The organism is Synechococcus sp. BSA11S, from assembly GCF_014224355.1.
Classification (GTDB): domain Bacteria; phylum Cyanobacteriota; class Cyanobacteriia; order PCC-6307; family Cyanobiaceae; genus Regnicoccus_A.
This window is the reverse complement of sequence record NZ_VNWP01000008.1, coordinates 61,170-75,530: the sequence shown is the minus strand read 5'-3', so window position 1 is coordinate 75,530 and position 14,361 is coordinate 61,170. Positions and strand designations below refer to the sequence as shown.

General features: G+C 68.8%; 15 protein-coding genes. 9 read left to right on the top strand and 6 right to left on the bottom strand.

Translation table 11 applies throughout. The features are described from left to right. Positions 1-27: 27 nt before the first annotated feature. From FPZ61_RS09005 to FPZ61_RS08990, 4 genes are read right to left on the bottom strand one after another with little or no spacing between them, the layout of a single operon-like run. Positions 28-1,620: a YcjF family protein gene (locus FPZ61_RS09005; RefSeq protein ID WP_185466232.1), complete on the bottom strand. Its 1,593-nt coding sequence runs from the start codon at positions 1,618-1,620 to the stop codon at positions 28-30. Further along, positions 1,620-3,821 (bottom strand): transglycosylase domain-containing protein, encoded by a 2,202-nt coding sequence (locus tag FPZ61_RS09000; RefSeq protein ID WP_185466230.1) that lies wholly within the window; start codon positions 3,819-3,821, stop codon positions 1,620-1,622. The genes FPZ61_RS09005 and FPZ61_RS09000 overlap by 1 nt, the downstream gene beginning before the upstream one ends. Next, complete coding sequence (gene lspA, locus FPZ61_RS08995; RefSeq protein ID WP_185466228.1) at positions 3,808-4,287, bottom strand: signal peptidase II; 480 nt, start codon at positions 4,285-4,287, stop codon at positions 3,808-3,810. Before lspA ends, FPZ61_RS09000 begins: the two co-directional genes overlap by 14 nt. Further along, positions 4,284-4,859 carry a biotin transporter BioY gene (locus tag FPZ61_RS08990; protein ID WP_185466226.1) on the bottom strand — a complete coding sequence of 192 codons (576 nt, stop codon included), beginning with the start codon at positions 4,857-4,859 and terminating at the stop codon, positions 4,284-4,286. The genes lspA and FPZ61_RS08990 overlap by 4 nt, the downstream gene beginning before the upstream one ends. A gap of 61 nt (positions 4,860-4,920) precedes the next feature. Between FPZ61_RS08990 and FPZ61_RS08985 the strand changes: the two genes are divergently transcribed. Continuing rightward, entirely contained in the window at positions 4,921-5,202 is a 282-nt protein-coding gene (locus FPZ61_RS08985; RefSeq protein WP_185466224.1) for a DUF3148 domain-containing protein, read from the top strand. Here FPZ61_RS08985 and FPZ61_RS08980 read toward each other — a convergent pair. Both FPZ61_RS08980 and FPZ61_RS08975 read right to left on the bottom strand, forming a co-directional pair. Next, positions 5,160-6,488 carry a pitrilysin family protein gene (locus tag FPZ61_RS08980; RefSeq protein ID WP_185466222.1) on the bottom strand — a complete coding sequence of 443 codons (1,329 nt, stop codon included), beginning with the start codon at positions 6,486-6,488 and terminating at the stop codon, positions 5,160-5,162. The genes FPZ61_RS08985 and FPZ61_RS08980 overlap by 43 nt on opposite strands. After that, a complete protein-coding gene (locus FPZ61_RS08975; protein ID WP_185466220.1) occupies positions 6,485-7,783 on the bottom strand; it encodes a pitrilysin family protein in 1,299 nt (432 codons plus the stop codon). The genes FPZ61_RS08980 and FPZ61_RS08975 overlap by 4 nt, the downstream gene beginning before the upstream one ends. Before the next feature lie 55 nt (positions 7,784-7,838). Here FPZ61_RS08975 and FPZ61_RS08970 point away from each other — a divergent pair, with 55 nt between their 5' ends. The 8 genes from FPZ61_RS08970 (at position 7,839) to tsf (ending at position 14,316) form a co-directional block, all read left to right on the top strand. Further along, positions 7,839-8,603, top strand: a complete 765-nt coding sequence (locus FPZ61_RS08970; RefSeq protein ID WP_185466218.1) for a phycocyanobilin:ferredoxin oxidoreductase — start codon at positions 7,839-7,841, stop codon at positions 8,601-8,603. After that, positions 8,600-9,514 (top strand): HlyD family efflux transporter periplasmic adaptor subunit, encoded by a 915-nt coding sequence (locus FPZ61_RS08965; protein ID WP_185466216.1) that lies wholly within the window; start codon positions 8,600-8,602, stop codon positions 9,512-9,514. The genes FPZ61_RS08970 and FPZ61_RS08965 overlap by 4 nt, the downstream gene beginning before the upstream one ends. Beyond that, the gene (gene devC / locus FPZ61_RS08960) at positions 9,511-10,698 is read left to right on the top strand and encodes an ABC transporter permease DevC (RefSeq protein WP_185466214.1); all 1,188 of its coding nucleotides are present in this window, start codon (positions 9,511-9,513) and stop codon (positions 10,696-10,698) included. Before FPZ61_RS08965 ends, devC begins: the two co-directional genes overlap by 4 nt. Positions 10,699-10,776: 78 nt before the next feature. Next, complete coding sequence (locus tag FPZ61_RS08955) at positions 10,777-11,466, top strand: DevA family ABC transporter ATP-binding protein (RefSeq protein WP_185466309.1); 690 nt, start codon at positions 10,777-10,779, stop codon at positions 11,464-11,466. A 57-nt stretch (positions 11,467-11,523) separates the two neighbouring features. After that, entirely contained in the window at positions 11,524-11,679 is a 156-nt protein-coding gene (locus FPZ61_RS08950; RefSeq protein ID WP_011293689.1) for a hypothetical protein, read from the top strand. Between the two features lie 82 nt (positions 11,680-11,761). Further along, the gene (locus tag FPZ61_RS08945; protein ID WP_185466212.1) at positions 11,762-12,694 is read left to right on the top strand and encodes a glycosyltransferase family 2 protein; all 933 of its coding nucleotides are present in this window, start codon (positions 11,762-11,764) and stop codon (positions 12,692-12,694) included. A gap of 139 nt (positions 12,695-12,833) precedes the next feature. After that, complete coding sequence (rpsB, locus tag FPZ61_RS08940) at positions 12,834-13,550, top strand: 30S ribosomal protein S2 (RefSeq protein ID WP_185466210.1); 717 nt, start codon at positions 12,834-12,836, stop codon at positions 13,548-13,550. A gap of 103 nt (positions 13,551-13,653) precedes the next feature. Further along, complete coding sequence (gene tsf, locus FPZ61_RS08935; protein WP_185466208.1) at positions 13,654-14,316, top strand: translation elongation factor Ts; 663 nt, start codon at positions 13,654-13,656, stop codon at positions 14,314-14,316. The last annotated feature ends 45 nt before the right edge of the window (positions 14,317-14,361 follow it).

Here is a 14,361-nt window from a genome sequence, read left to right as displayed (position 1 = left end):
TGATCGGTGTGCTCTATCTCGGTCTGATCACGGTGCTCGATGCCCGGGGCCCCCTCCAGCCCCCTCCCCCCGAGGCCCTGGGCGTGGAGGCAACTGCCGGTCCCGCCGGCGCTGCAGTGGTTCCACCACCCGGCGCAGGGCCACCTCCAGAAACCCGCGCAACGCTCCCTCCCGCCGGTTGAGGTCGTACTGGCGCTGCACCACCTCCTGCAGACCTCCGTCACCCCAGTCCTGACCCTGCTCGAAATAGGTGAGGAAGCTGAGGCCCGCAATGCGCGTCAACCAGGCGGCACTCACCCCCTGCACAGCTTTGCTGACCACCAGCGCCGGCAGATTCAGGCTCAGGGCCGTGGTGATCAACCCCAGCCCCCCCTTGATCACCCCAAGGCCCGCCAGGGTGCGCCCCACCGAGAGGGCCAGATCCTGCCCCGCCTCCCGCGTCAGGGTCACCCCGTAGACCCGGCCCAGCTCCACCACCATCTGGGCATTCACGGCCGCGGTGCCGAGCAGATCCACCACCGGCAACGGATTGACCACCAGCACCCCGGCACCGATCCACATGTAGCGATCGATGATCGCCTCCCCGTCCTGGCGACGCTGGCGCGAGAGCAGGGCGCGGCTGGCGTCGCTGAGGCGCTGACTCTGCAGCAGGATGTTGTCGGCGATCAGCTCCTCACCGTCCTGGTGGAGCACCGCCGAGAGGCGACGCAGCAGGGCGTCCACCTCCGGACCAGGCTGAAGGGGCCGGCCGCCGGGCCTGGGGATCGACTGGGGGGCCGCTGCGGCGGGGATCACATCGTCAGGGGTGATCCTGCCGGCACAGCGCTGGCGCAGCAGGGCCAGCAGTCGCCGCTCCTCCTCCTCGCCGCGCAGATCGCACTTGTTCAGCACCAGCACCAGCCGTTTCCCCAGGCTGGCGAGGGCCTCGAACACCTGAAATTCTGCAGCGCGCAGATCACCATCCACCACCAGCACGAGCAGATCGGCCCGGGCCGCCTGCTGACGGGCCGCCAGCTCCCTCTCCTGGCCGTCGCGGCCGGACTCGAGAATGCCCGGGGTGTCCACCAGCTGCAGCCCCCGCTGAAGCCCCTTCAGACGCAACCGATAGGTGAGGCAGGTGGTGGTGGACCCCATCGCCGCCCCCACCTGGCCCACCACCTGATCGAGCAGGGCGCGGATCAGGGAGGTCTTGCCGGCGGAGCCGCTGCCGAACACCACCAGCACCAGATCGCCCCGGGCGAGCTCCGCCTCGACCCGGTCGCGTTCCTGGCGCAGAGCTTCGCGGGCGACTTGATCCCGCACCCGTTCCAGCACAGGATCAATCGCCCGCAGTTGCTGGCCCACCGCCTCCTGGCGACTGCTGGGGGCGGGAAGGGGGCCCTGGCCAGGGCCAGGCACCTGTCTGGGGGTGCGCCAGGCCCGCAGCCAGGGCCAGGCCAGGCGCAGCAGCAGCACGCCGCCGCCGCCCAGCACCAGCAGCAGCAGGGGGCCCACCAGGGCTGGCGGCAGGAGGTAACTGAGCTGCCACACCAGACTGTTGAAGGCCTGCAGCAGCAGCGAGAGGGCCACGATCGCGGCCAGGGCCACCGCCAGCCAGATCCAGAGCCGCAGGCGAGGCATCAGGGCTTTGCCGCGGGAGTGCCAGGGCTGGGGGAGGCCTGACGCATGATGTCGCCCCAGAGAGCGGCGGCGAGGGCACTGCTGCTGCGGGTGGGGCTGTTGTTGTCGTTGCCGAGCCAGATGCCCATCACCCAGTGACGACGAGGCTCATACCCGATGAAAAGCAGATCACGGGCTCCGTTGGTGGTGCCGGTCTTGCCGCCTTCCTGCCCCCCGACGGACGCCGCCCGACCCGTGCCGGAGCGGACCACGGCCCGCAGCAGCCCCTGCATGGTGCGGGCGACCTCGGGCTTGAGCACGCTGCGCCCGGCCTGGATGGCCCGGTTCGGCTGATCGCCGTCGCTGCTGCGGCTGCGGCAGCTGTCGCTGCTGAGACCCCCGCAGGTTTCGGCGTCGGTGAGGCGACGGATCGTGGTGGGAGCGTGCCAGACCCCGTCGTTGGCCACGGCGGCATAGGCGGCTGTGAGCTCGATCAGGCGCACCTCGCTCTGGCCGAGGGTCAGGCCCGGCACCGGGCTGAGGCTGGAGCTGATGCCAAGGTCCTCAGCCTGCTGCACCACCGCGTCCAGCCCCACCCGCCTGGCCAGCCGCAGGGCCGCGGTGTTGCTGCTGATGGCGAAGGCCTGGCGCAGGCTGAGGCTGCCCGAGCAGCCACTGGAGAACGACTGTCCGCCCCAGCTCAGAGGGCTGCAGCTGATGGCCTCGCCCGGCCCGATGCCCCGTTGCAGGGCCGCCAGGTAAGTGAAGAGCTTGAAGGTGCTGCCGGGCTGACGCAAGGCCTGGCTGGCCCGGTTGTACTGGCTGGTGCGGTAGTCACGCCCCCCGGCGATGGCGACCACGCCGCCGTTGCGGCTGTCCAGCAGCACGACGGCCCCCTGCGTCACCCCCAGCGACCCCGAAGCCGCCAGGCGACGGCGCAGCTCCCGCTCCACCACCTGCTGCACCGACGGATCCAGATAGGTCTCCACCAGGAAATTTCCCTCCTCCGCCACATCCGCCCCCAGCAGTCGCTCCAGGTCGAGTCGCACCTGGTCGATGTAGTAGGGCGCGGGCCGCCGGGTTCCGCTGCGGCAGGCCTGGCTGCCCAGCCGGATGGGGCTGCGACGGGAACGGCGGGCCTGGTCGGCGCTCAGTCGGCCGCTGTCAGCCATCTTCAGCAGCACCACGTTGCGGGCCTCGAGCGCCGCCTGGGGGTTGATGCAGGGATCGTGGCCATTGGGGGAGGGCAGCAGGCCCACCAGCAACGCCGCTTCCTCGAGGCTGAGCTGGGCCGCAGGTTTGGCGAAGTAGTGGCGGGCGGCATCTTCGAAGCCCCATCCCACCCCCAGATACACCCGGTTGAGGTAGCTGAGCAGCAGGTCGCCCTTGCTGAAACGGCCCTCCAGCTGCAGCGCCACCAGCAGCTCCCGCCACTTTCGGATCAGGGTTTCCCCCTGGCCCACCTGCTCCGGATAGAGGCTGCGGGCCAGTTGCTGGGTGAGGGTGCTGCCACCCTCGAGCACGCGCCCGCCCAGGACGTTGGTGGCCAGCGCCCGTACGGTGCCGATCGGGTCCACCCCCGGATGCCACCAGAAACGGCTGTCCTCACTGGCGAGCAGAGCGTCCACCAGCACCGGGGGGAAATCGGAGAGCGCGTCGTTTTCGCGGTGCTCGCTGGAATCCGCCGAACTGAGGGGGCGATTGAGCCGGTCGTAGAGGGCAAGCGGGCCCCGCACCGGCGCCAGGCTGCCCCGCACCGGGGTCCACAGCCAGGCCACCCCCAGCAGCAGCACCCCTCCCGAAGCCAGACCCGCCAGGGCCAGACTGGCCCCGCGGGCAAGCCGCAGCCCGCGGGGGCTCGGCTGGCGCTCGAACACCAGCTCCGGCAGGCCGGGTTCCGCCGGGGGACCGAAACGGACCACATCGCCATCCCGCAGCAGCAGCTCCCGGATGCGCCGGCCACGCCAGAACAGTCCGTTGGTGGAGCCGGCGTCACGGATCAACCAGTCGTGGCCTCCCACCAGCTCCAGCCGGGCGTGCTGCTTGCTGACGGCGGGGTGGTCGAGGGTCAGCTCCAGGCCAGGGTCACGGCCAAGGCGAACCACGCCGCCATGGAGGGGCACCCGTCGGGAGGGCTGGCCGGCAAGGTGGATCTCCACCTGAGCACCCGAAGGACGCTGCAGCTGAACCAGCTGCCGCTTCAGGCCCTCAACGGCGCTCACGGGGGCGTCCCTCCCACAGATCGAGGATCAGGCAGACCACCGCCACGTTGATCGCCACGTCGGCGACGTTGAACACCGGGAACTGAACAGGCACGAACTCGAGAAAATCGACGACACCGCCGAGACGCCAGCGGTCGATGCCATTGCCCACGGCCCCTCCCAGCAAGGATCCGAGCCCCAGCCACTGCCAGCGCGGCATCTCGGGATGGCGCTGGATCCAGACCACCAGCAGCAGCCCCACCGCCAGACTCACCACCCCCAGCCAGACGGCTGCACCGGTGAACAGGCTGAAGGCAGCCCCGGTGTTGAACACCAGCCGCAGACGCAACAGCCCCGGCAGCAGCGGCTCCGCCAGGCCGGACGGCAGGACGGCCGAGGCCCACGCCTTGGTGAGCTGGTCGAGCACCAGCACCAACGCGGCCACCGACCAGGCGTGGCGGCGAGCGGAGCTGACCGCCCGGCTCATGGTTCCACCAGCAGGATCCGGCGCAGGGGCCAGGCCAGCACCGCCACACCGCAGCAGAGCACCAGCTGGGACAACAGCGGCCCCAGGCTGTAGGCGATCAGCAGATCGGGCAGACCGGCACTCCAGCGCCCCGCCAGGGCCCCCAGCAACAGGTTGGCGATGCCGCACAGCTGAATCACCACCAGGCCGAAGCAGGCCGCGCCCAGCAGACCCAGCAACTGCCCCATCCCCTCCTGGCGGGCCAGCCGACCACTCACCCAGGCGGCCGGCACGAAGCCGGCCAGGAAACCGAAGCTCGGATCTAGCAGGTAGGCCATGCCACCGCCGGAATGGAACACCGGCAGCACCAGCAGGCCAAGACTGAGGTAGGCCACCGCCGCCAGCAGGGCCGGCCTGGGGCCGCAGACCAGGGCCGTGAGCAGCAGGGCCGGGACCTGAGCGGTGACGGGCAGATCCAGCAGGCGCAGGCCTCCCCCGGCCAGGGGCAGGGGAATGGCGGCCTGGATCAGACCACCCATGACGATCAGCAGCAACCCCACGAGGGCACCGCTCCAGTTGGCTAAGGCCCGCACATGAAGGGTGATTGGCTGCCCCCATCCTGCTGTAGTGGAGGCCAGCTGAACAGCGGTGGCGATGAGCTCCCCCGACCAACCCGCCGTGACGCCCTCGGAACCGGAGGCCCAAGCCTTCAGCGTTGGCGACTTGGTGCGGATCACGGCCCGGTTGTCGTACCTCAAGACGGCCGATCCGATGCCGATGCTGCGTCCCCCCGACCTGGTCGACGCCGACGAAGTCGGCCAGGTGATGGGACTCAGGGCGATCAACCAGCTGGCGGTGCGCTTCCGGCGTGGCACCTTCCTGCTGGACTCCGATCAGCTCACCCCCTGCTCCGGTGACGAGCGGCCCAGCGGGTGAGCGCCCCAGACCTGCGCGGCGGCGTTCAGGGCCTGGGGCGGTCCGCAGAGGCTCAGGCTCGGCCGGCCCAGCAGTTGCCGGGCCACGGCGTGCAGCGTGGCGGGATCGAGGCTCCCGGCGCGTCGAAGGGCGTCATCGGCGTAGGACCAACCGAGGCCATGGCCGAGCACCATCGCCTGACGGCTGGCGATCTGACCGCAGGTCTGGCGGCCAGCGGCGGAGGCGCCGCGGAACTTGGCCAGGGCCAGGGCCAGTTCGGACTCGCTCAGGGGCTGATCCAGCAGGCGCTGCCACTCGGAGAGCAACTCCCTGGTGGCCTCAGTGGCCCGTTCGGCGGAACTGGAGAGATGAAACACGAAGGGAGAGGCACCACAACGGGCCGGGGCGTGCACCCCCACGTCGTAAGCCAGGCCGTGCTCTTCCCGCAGAGCCACGAACAAACGACTCGACATGCCCACCCCCAGGTGGCACTGCAGCAGACGCAGGGCCAGGGAGCGGGGATCGCCCAGCGGCACCGTGCTGGCACCGAGCAGCAGCACCAGCTGTTCGGTGTCCTGCTCCTCCCGCACCAGGGCCGGGGAGGCCTCCCCCTGCTGGCCGGGCAGCGCCAGCGGGGGCCGGGCGGTCCAGATCGGTGCATCGGCCGGATGCAGCAGCTGCTCCAGATCCCGGGGGGGGCGACCCACCAGCACCAGGGCCGCCCCCTGGCCGCCCAGGTCCGCAGCGGCCTCCAGCAGCCGGGAACGGTCGAGCCCGGCCAGCTCCTCCTCCACCCCGAGGGGGTCGTGGCCATAGGGGCCCTGACCATAGAGATGGGACTGCAGCAGGTCGTGGGCCTGCTGGAAGGGGTCTTCGCGCAGGCGGGCGAGGGTCTGCAGGTTGAGTTGCCGCTCGAGACTGATCTGATCGGGATCGAGCCAGGGGCGCTGCACCATCGCCTCCAGCAGGGGCAGCAGAGTCGGCGCGTCGTCGCTGGCGCACTTCAGACTGATCACCAGGGCATCTTCACTGGCCTCGCAGCGGAGGTCATCGCCGAGACCCTCCACCAGATCGGCCAGCTGATCACCACTGAGCTCGCCGCAGCCGCGGCTGAGCAGACCCGCCAGCAGCTGGGAGCGACCACGCTGGCCCGGGGGGTCGGCGGCGCTGCCGCCACGGATCCAGAGCCTGGCGGAGAGGATCGCGGGACCGCCGCGGCGCAGCACCGACACCGGGCAGCCCCCAGGAAGCTGGAAGCGCTCGGGCTGGGGCAGGGGCGGCAGGGTTGTGGTTGTGGTGCTGCTCATGCGGGCAGGGCCAGCAGACGGCAGGCCCGCTCGGGGGCCAGCAACGGCAGGAGTTCAGCGCCGAGGCGCTCCACACTCCAGCGCTGCAGCAGCTCGAGGGGATGGCGCAGCGGCTGCAGTCGCCCCCAGAGGCACTGGTGACCGATCAGACCAGCCACCGAGGACGCCGACTCCAGACCGAACCGGTAACCATTCGCCACCAGACGGCGGGCGCGCTCCAGCTCACTCTCCGCGGGAGGGGTGCAACAGAGCTCCCGCCAGACCTCTGCGATCTGCTCCTCCACCGCCGCCACCTGCTCGGGAGCGCAGACCGCCTCCAGCAGGGCCAGGCTGCCGGCCTCCAGCACATTGAGATCCAGGTCGACACTCTCCACCAGCCGCCGGTCCTCGCGCAGGCGTTGCACCAGGCGGCTGCGGCGGCCCTCCGCCATCAGGCTGGTGAGCAGATCGGCGCCGGCCACGGCCTCCAGATCGGCGGCCGCGGGAAGTTGCCAGGCCATCAGCAGGCGGGCCGCCTCCAGCCGTGGCAGCCGCAGCTCATGGACACCGGGGCGAAGCGCCAGGTCAGGGCCGGCGGGCGGTGGCAGGGCCCCGGGAAGGGCGGAAGAGGGCACGGGTTCGAGATCGGCCAGGGCACTGCCCGCCAGCAGATCGTCGAGGACCAGGCCATCAATCGCACCGGCCAGGGCCAGGCTGCAGCGCCTGGGCCGGTAGCTGTTGCGATGGAAGGCCGCCATGCGCTCGGGGTTCTGAGCCTTCAGCGCCGAACGATCCCCCAGGATCGGACGTCCGTAGGGGTGCTGGGGACAGGCCAGGGAGAGCAGGCGCTGGAAGGCCACCTCCTCGGGCTGATCCTCGCTCTGGGCCAGTTCTTCCAGCACCACCTGGCGCTCCATCTGAAAGTCGCCGGGGTCGAGGCGCGGCTTCAGCACCAGATCGAGCAGCAGGTCGAGGGCCTCGGCCACCCCCTCCGGTGGCACGAGCACGTGGAAGTGCACGTCATCGAAGCCCGTGGCGGCATTGCTGCTCCCGCCCAGGGACTCGACGCGACGATCGAATTCCCCCGCCTCCAGGCGCTCGCTGCCCTTGAAGACCATGTGCTCCAGGAAGTGGGCCATCCCCGCCTGGTCTGGCCCTTCGCCGGCGCTGCCGGCCCGGCACCAGAAATCAAGGCACACCAGGGGAGCCTGCTCCTGATTCAGGCTCACCACCTCCACCCCGTTGGGGAGACGCAGCAGGCGGGGATCCTCGAAGCTGTCGGCAGCCTGGAGCGGGGGGCGGAAAGATTGGGGCAACGGGAGCGCCGAACGGACGTGGCAGGATCTTCATTCTGCTGGCCGAGGCTGCCCCGTGACCTCCACCGTCCCCGCCCCCAGCCCCGAACAGCGCCCCCCCGAAACCGGCCTGCATCCCCTGGTGGACGCGCTGGCCGACAGGATCCGCAGCAGCTGGAGCGATCTGCCTGAGCTGGTCCCCCTGGCGATCGAGGCGGATCTGGAGGCGATCAGCGGCAGCCTCGACGGCGAACAGCTGTTCATCCGCAATGAGCTGCGCCGTTGCCGCGGCCTGCGCAAGCTGCACCTGGAGACCGCACGACTCGGAGCGGGTCTGCAGATCCTGCACTGCGTGTTCTTTCCGGATCCGCGCTACGACCTGCCAGTCTTCGGGGCCGACATCGTCGCCACCCAGGCTGGAGTGTCCGCCGCGATCGCCGATCTCTCCCCCACCCGCGAGGGTCTGCCTGAGGCCATCGTGGCGGGCCTGGAGGATCTGCCCAGACACCCCTACAGCCAGCCGCGCGAGCTGCCTGCCTGGGGCAGCATCTTTTCCCCACACGTGCGTTTCGTGCGGCCTGTGACGGCCCAGGAGGAGGGTTGGTTCCTCGAGGAGGTGGCGGGTCTGCTGGGGGTGATGGGCCAGGCCGTGGCGAGCATGCCGGAGCGGAGCAGCGACGACCCCGCTACGGTTCTTCGTTATCACGGGCAGCTCTCATATTGCCAGCAACAGAAACGAAACGACAAGACTCGCCGTGTGCTGGAGAAGGCGTTCAACCCGAGCTGGGCGGATCGCTACATCGAACAACTGCTGTTCGACGATCCCGACTTTCCGGCATGACCCGGCTGGGACGCCGACCGTTGCTGATCGGCGCCGCCGTCACCCTGCTGCTGGCTGGGCCCATCACCCTGATCCTCCGCGGCCAGCTGGGCAACCAACCGGTGGCCTCACCGCAGACCACCTCCGAGCCCAGAAAGCTCGAAGCGGTTTCGGCCCTCGGACGGCTTGAGCCGGCAGGCGACATCCGCAGGCTGGCCGCCCCGATCACCGGCATCGGCGGCAGTCCCCGCATCACCCGGATGCTGGTGGAGGAGGGTGAGCGGGTGCAGGCCGGTCAGCTGCTGGCCACCTTTGACACCGGTCCAGCCCTGCAGGCCCAGCGGCGCCTGCTGCAGAGCCGCATCGCCAACCTCCAGGACCAGGTGACCCTGCTGGGGCGGGAAATCTCCCGTTACCGCCAGCTGGCCAAGGCGGGCGCCACACCGGCAGCCGACCTGGAAAGCCGTGAACTCACCCTGGTGGAACTCAAGGGAGACCTGCGGGAAGCCCAGGACGAACTGGTGAAAACCGAAGCCGATCTGGTCAACACCGAGCTGCGGGCCCCGTTCAGCGGCACCGTGCTCAGCCTTCAGGCCCGGGTGGGTGAACGTCCGGGGGATGACGGCATCCTCGAGCTGGGGGCCAGCGACCAGATGGAGGTGCTCGCCGAGGTGTACGAGAGCGACATCAACCGAGTTCAGCTGGGTCAGCGGGCGACCATCACCAGTGAGCACGGAGGCTTCAGCGGCACACTCAACGGCCGGGTGATCCGGATCAGTCCCCAGGTGCGCCAACGGGATGTGCTCTCCACCGACCCCACCGGTGATGCCGATGCCCGCATCGTCGAGGTGCGCCTCGCCCTCGATCCGGCCGACATTCCCCGGGTCCGGGACCGAGCCGGCCTCAAGACCGTGATCCGCTTCGAGTCATGAGCGGGCTGCCGGGGCTGCGCGAGATCTGGAGCTGGCGCCGGATTCCCCTGGCCTGGCTGCTGCTCACCCGGCAACCGGCCCGGCTGGCGGTGGCCCTGGCGGGCATCAGCTTCGCCGGAATCCTGATGTTCATGCAGTTCGGCTTCCGCGACGGCCTGTTCGACGCCAGCGTCACGGTGCACAAGCTGTTCGACACCGATCTGGTGCTGCTAAGCCCCCGCTCCAGCAGTTCGGTGAGCATGGAGGGCTTCCCCCGTCGGCGCCTGGTCCAGACCCTGGCCGATCCCGACGTGGCCGGCATCACGCCGGTGCACTGGAATCTGGTGATCTGGCGCAATCCTGAAGATCGCAGCACCCGCTCGATCCTGGCCCTGGGCTTCGAGCCGGGCGATCCTCTTTTCACCGATCCCGCCCTGGCGTCCAAGGCCAAGGTGCTCAACCAGCGGGGACGGGTGCTGTTCGATGAACTCTCCCGGCCCGAGTTCGGTCCCGTGGCCGAATGGTTCCGGGACGGCCGCACCGTGGAGAGCGAGATCGGCGGCAAGCGTGTCCGGGTCGGAGGCCTGGTGGCTCTCGGGGTCTCGTTCGGAGCCGACGGCAACATTCTCACCAGCCGCGAGACCTACCTGCAGCTGCTGCCCAACACCCCCCCCGGCAGCATCGAAGTGGGACTGATCCGCCTGCGCCCCGGAGCGGATCCCGAGGTGGTGATCCGGCGCCTCAAGGCTTCTCTGCCCAAAGACGTGAACGTGTTCACGAAGCAGGGCTTCATGGACTTCGAGAAGGACTACTGGCGCAGCAGCACGGCCATCGGCTTCATCTTCACGCTCGGGGCGGCCATGGGCTTCATCGTCGGCTGCGTGATCGTGTACCAGATCCTCTACAGCGATGTGAGTGATCACCTGCCCGAGTACGCCACCCTGATGGCGATGGGCTACCGCCTGTCCACCCTCCTGGGGGTGGTGGCCCGGGAGGGTCTGCTGCTGGCCCTGCTGGGCTATCTGCCGGCCTATGCCGCCGGCCAGGGCCTCTACGCCCTTGTCCGATCGGCCACCCGGCTGCCGGTCAGCATGGACACCCCGAGAGCCGTGACGGTGTTCACTCTGATCCTGGTGATGTGCATGGGCTCCGCCGGCATGGCAATGCGCCGCCTGGCGGATGCCGACCCAGCCGAGATCTTCTGACCCTTGCCCGGCGCCGCCATGACCACCTCCGTTTCACCGCAGCGCTCGAGCGCCGCCCCGGCGGGAGCCCCCCTGCCGATGGTTCAGGTGGATGGTCTCAGCCACTGGTACGGCGCCGGGGAGATGCGCCGCCAGGTGCTGCAGAAGGTGAATCTGACGATCCAGCCCGGCGAGGTGGTCCTGCTCACTGGCCCCTCGGGCTGCGGCAAGACCACCCTGCTCACCCTGGTGGGAGCTCTGCGCCAGGTCCAGCAGGGCAGCGTGCGGGTGCTGGGGCAGGAGCTGAACGGCTCCAGCCGCAAGCAACGGCAGCAGCTGCGCCGCTGCATCGGCATGATCTTCCAGGGGCACAACCTGCTGCGCTGCCTCAGCGCCGAGCAGAATGTGCAGATGGGCTCCGACCTCCTCCCTGACCTCAGCTACCGGGCCCGGCGTGATCAGGCGCGGGAGTGGCTGCGGGCCGTCGGCCTCGGCGATCATCTCGACAAACTTCCCCATGGACTCTCAGGGGGCCAGAAGCAACGGGTGGCGATCGCCCGGGCCCTGGCAGCCCACCCCCGCCTGCTGCTGGCCGATGAACCCACCGCCGCCCTCGACAAGCAAAGTGGCCGAGAGGTGGTGGATCTGCTCAAGCGGTTGGCTCGAGAACAGCACTGCGCCGTGCTGATGGTGACCCACGACCCGCGCATCCTGGATGTGGCCGACCGCCTGGTGCAGATGGAGGACGGACGCCTGATGGCCGCCCCGGTGCCTGAGCCGACCGCCTGAGGGAGGATCGGGCGTTCTTGGTAGGCTGGTGATTCTCTCAAGAGCACAAGACATTCCATGTCGAAACGCAGGAATCTGAAAAAGGAAAAACAGGAACGCAACCGCGCCTACGCCCGTAAGTTCAAGAAGCGCAAGCTCCGCAACGACGGCCGCGGTGAAGGGGCCGGCAACGGCGTCACCGGCACCGCCAACAACGGCGGCGCCGCCGACTGAGCCTGGCGCTGGTTTCGCCCTCCGGGGCGTGGGGATCCTGAGGGATCCCTTTTTCATGCCCCACTCCCACCGGCCGCCAGCCATGTTCCCCAGCGTCGTCATCCCCACCTACAACCGCCGCCCGATCCTGGAGAAGGCCCTGCTCGCCCTCGAGGATCAGCAGCTGGGCCTTCCGCTGGAGGGTTACGAGGTGGTGGTGGTCGACGACGGCTCCACCGATGGCACCGCCGCTTGGCTGCGGCAGGAAGCCCCGCGATTCCCCCATGTGCGCCTGATCGAGCAGGACCATGGCGGGCCCGCCGAGGGCCGCAACCGGGGCGTGGATGAGGCTCGCGGTGACGTGATCGTGTTCATCGACAGTGATCTGGTGGTCACCAGCTCCTTTCTGCTGGAGCATGCCCGGGCTCTGGAGGCCCGCTGGCGGCAGAGCGGCAATCGGCTCTGCTTCACCTACGGAGCCGTGATCAACACCGCCAATTTCGATGATCCCACCAGCGAGCCCCACAAGCTGAGCGATCACTCCTGGGCCTACTTCGCCACGGGCAACGTGGCGATTGATCGCCAGGTGCTGGAGAGGGCCGGCCTGTTCGATACGGGCTTCCGCCTCTACGGCTGGGAGGACCTGGAGCTGGGCGAGCGGCTGCGCCGACTGGGGGTTGAGCTGGTGCGCTGCCCGGCGGCTGTGGGATACCACTGGCACCCGGCCCTCAGCCTCGAGCAATTGCCTGATCTGGTGCGGATCGAGCAGGAACGGGCCCGCATGGGGCTGGTTTTCTACCGCAAGCACCCCACCCGGCGGGTGCGCTTCATCATTCAGTTCACCTGGTGGCACCGCCTGCTCTGGGAGCTGCTCACCCTGGGGGGTCTGCTCAACGAGCGCACGCTCAGGCCGCTGCTGGCCTGGCTGATTCGCCACGGCCACAACGCTCTGGCCATGGAGCTGCTGCGGCTGCCCCTCAACCGCCTGGGGGTGCGAGCTCTGTTCCGAGAGGCGCACGCTGCAGGCCTTCGCTGACCGTTTGGTAGCTTGGAGCGTCCTTAACAAACCGCACACCTGTCCGTTTCGGGTGCTCAGTCGGCACCGGTGATCCTCCTTTCGGGTCATCGCGTCTGATCCCTGGCAGGTGGAGGCGAACCCGAAACCCTTCCCAACCATGGCTGTTGTCACCCTCTCCGAGATGATGGAGGCTGGCGCCCACTTCGGGCACCAGACGCGTCGCTGGAATCCCAAGATGTCGCGCTACATCTATTGCGCGCGCAATGGGGTTCACATCATTGATCTCGTGCAGACCGCCGTCTGCATGAACAATGCCTACAAGTGGACCCGCAATGCCTCCCGCAGCGGCAAGCGCTTCCTCTTCGTGGGCACCAAGAAACAGGCCTCCGAGGTGATTGCCATCGAGGCCAGTCGCTGCGGCGCCGCCTACGTCAACCAGCGCTGGCTGGGTGGCATGCTCACCAACTGGAGCACGATGCGTGCCCGCATCGATCGCCTCAAGGATCTGGAGCGGATGGAGAGCTCCGGAGCCATCGCCATGCGCCCCAAGAAAGAAGGGGCCGTGCTGCGCCGTGAGCTGGAGCGCCTGCAGAAGTATCTCGGTGGCCTGAAGAACATGCGCCGCCTGCCGGACGTGGTGGTGCTGGTGGACCAGCGCCGCGAGAACAATGCTGTGCTCGAGTGCCGCAAGCTCGACATCCCCCTGGTGTCGATGCTCGACACCAACTGCGATCCCGACCTCGCCGACGTCCCCATCCCCTGCAACGACGACGCGGTCCGCTCCGTGCAGCTCGTGCTGGGTCGCCTTGCTGACGCGATCAACGAAGGTCGCCACGGCAACCAGGAGCAGCGCGACGACAACGACGAAGGCTAGAGCCAGGCGGCTCCACCCTCAGGACTGATGGTCCCCCTGGGTCCCGGCATGTTCGGGACCCCTGATTACCAACCCAACTCTTCCTTTCCTCCCTCTCCCTCCCATGGCTGAAATCTCAGCGAAGCTCGTCAAGGAACTGCGCGAGAAGACAGGCGCCGGCATGATGGATTGCAAAAAGGCGCTCGGAGAATCCGCGGGCGACATGGGCAAAGCCGCCGAATGGCTGCGCCAGAAAGGCATCGCCACCGCCGAGAAGAAAGCGGGCCGCACGGCCGCTGAAGGTGCCATCGGCAGCTACATCCATACCGGGGCACGGGTGGGTGTGCTGGTGGAGGTGAACTGCGAAACCGATTTCGTCGCCCGCGGCGACCTCTTCCAGGATCTGCTGCGCAATGTGGCGATGCAGATTGCCGCCTGCCCCAATGTCGAATACGTCAGCACCACCGACATTCCCGCGGCAGTGGGTGAGCGTGAAAAGCAGATCGAGATGGGTCGCGACGACCTGGCGGGCAAGCCCGACAAGATGAAGGAGAAGATCGTCGAGGGGCGCATCGGCAAGCGCCTCAAGGAACTGGCCCTGCTGGAGCAGCCTTTCATCAAGGACAGCTCGATCACCGTGGCCGAGCTGGTCAAGCAGGTGGCCGGCAAGATCGGCGAAAACGTCCAGGTGCGTCGCTTCACCCGCTACACCCTCGGCGAAGGGATCGAGGTGGAACAGACCGACTTCGCCGCCGAAGTGGCCGCCATCACCGGCAAGGCGGCCTGAGCCCCGCCGGCGTTCCCCTTCCTCAGTCCCTACGCCTCAGCCGAT

Coding starts and splice junctions, on each gene's coding strand:
- FPZ61_RS08980 (WP_185466222.1), bottom strand. CDS start 6,488: ATGAGCAGCACCACAACCACAACCCTGCCGCCCCTGCCCCAGCCCGAG.
- FPZ61_RS08985 (WP_185466224.1), top strand. CDS start 4,921: ATGAGCTCCCCCGACCAACCCGCCGTGACGCCCTCGGAACCGGAGGCC.
- FPZ61_RS08965 (WP_185466216.1), top strand. CDS start 8,600: ATGACCCGGCTGGGACGCCGACCGTTGCTGATCGGCGCCGCCGTCACC.
- FPZ61_RS08950 (WP_011293689.1), top strand. CDS start 11,524: ATGTCGAAACGCAGGAATCTGAAAAAGGAAAAACAGGAACGCAACCGC.
- FPZ61_RS08945 (WP_185466212.1), top strand. CDS start 11,762: ATGTTCCCCAGCGTCGTCATCCCCACCTACAACCGCCGCCCGATCCTG.
- lspA (WP_185466228.1), bottom strand. CDS start 4,287: ATGAGCCGGGCGGTCAGCTCCGCTCGCCGCCACGCCTGGTCGGTGGCC.
- rpsB (WP_185466210.1), top strand. CDS start 12,834: ATGGCTGTTGTCACCCTCTCCGAGATGATGGAGGCTGGCGCCCACTTC.
- tsf (WP_185466208.1), top strand. CDS start 13,654: ATGGCTGAAATCTCAGCGAAGCTCGTCAAGGAACTGCGCGAGAAGACA.
- devC (WP_185466214.1), top strand. CDS start 9,511: ATGAGCGGGCTGCCGGGGCTGCGCGAGATCTGGAGCTGGCGCCGGATT.
- FPZ61_RS08955 (WP_185466309.1), top strand. CDS start 10,777: ATGGTTCAGGTGGATGGTCTCAGCCACTGGTACGGCGCCGGGGAGATG.
- FPZ61_RS09005 (WP_185466232.1), bottom strand. CDS start 1,620: ATGCCTCGCCTGCGGCTCTGGATCTGGCTGGCGGTGGCCCTGGCCGCG.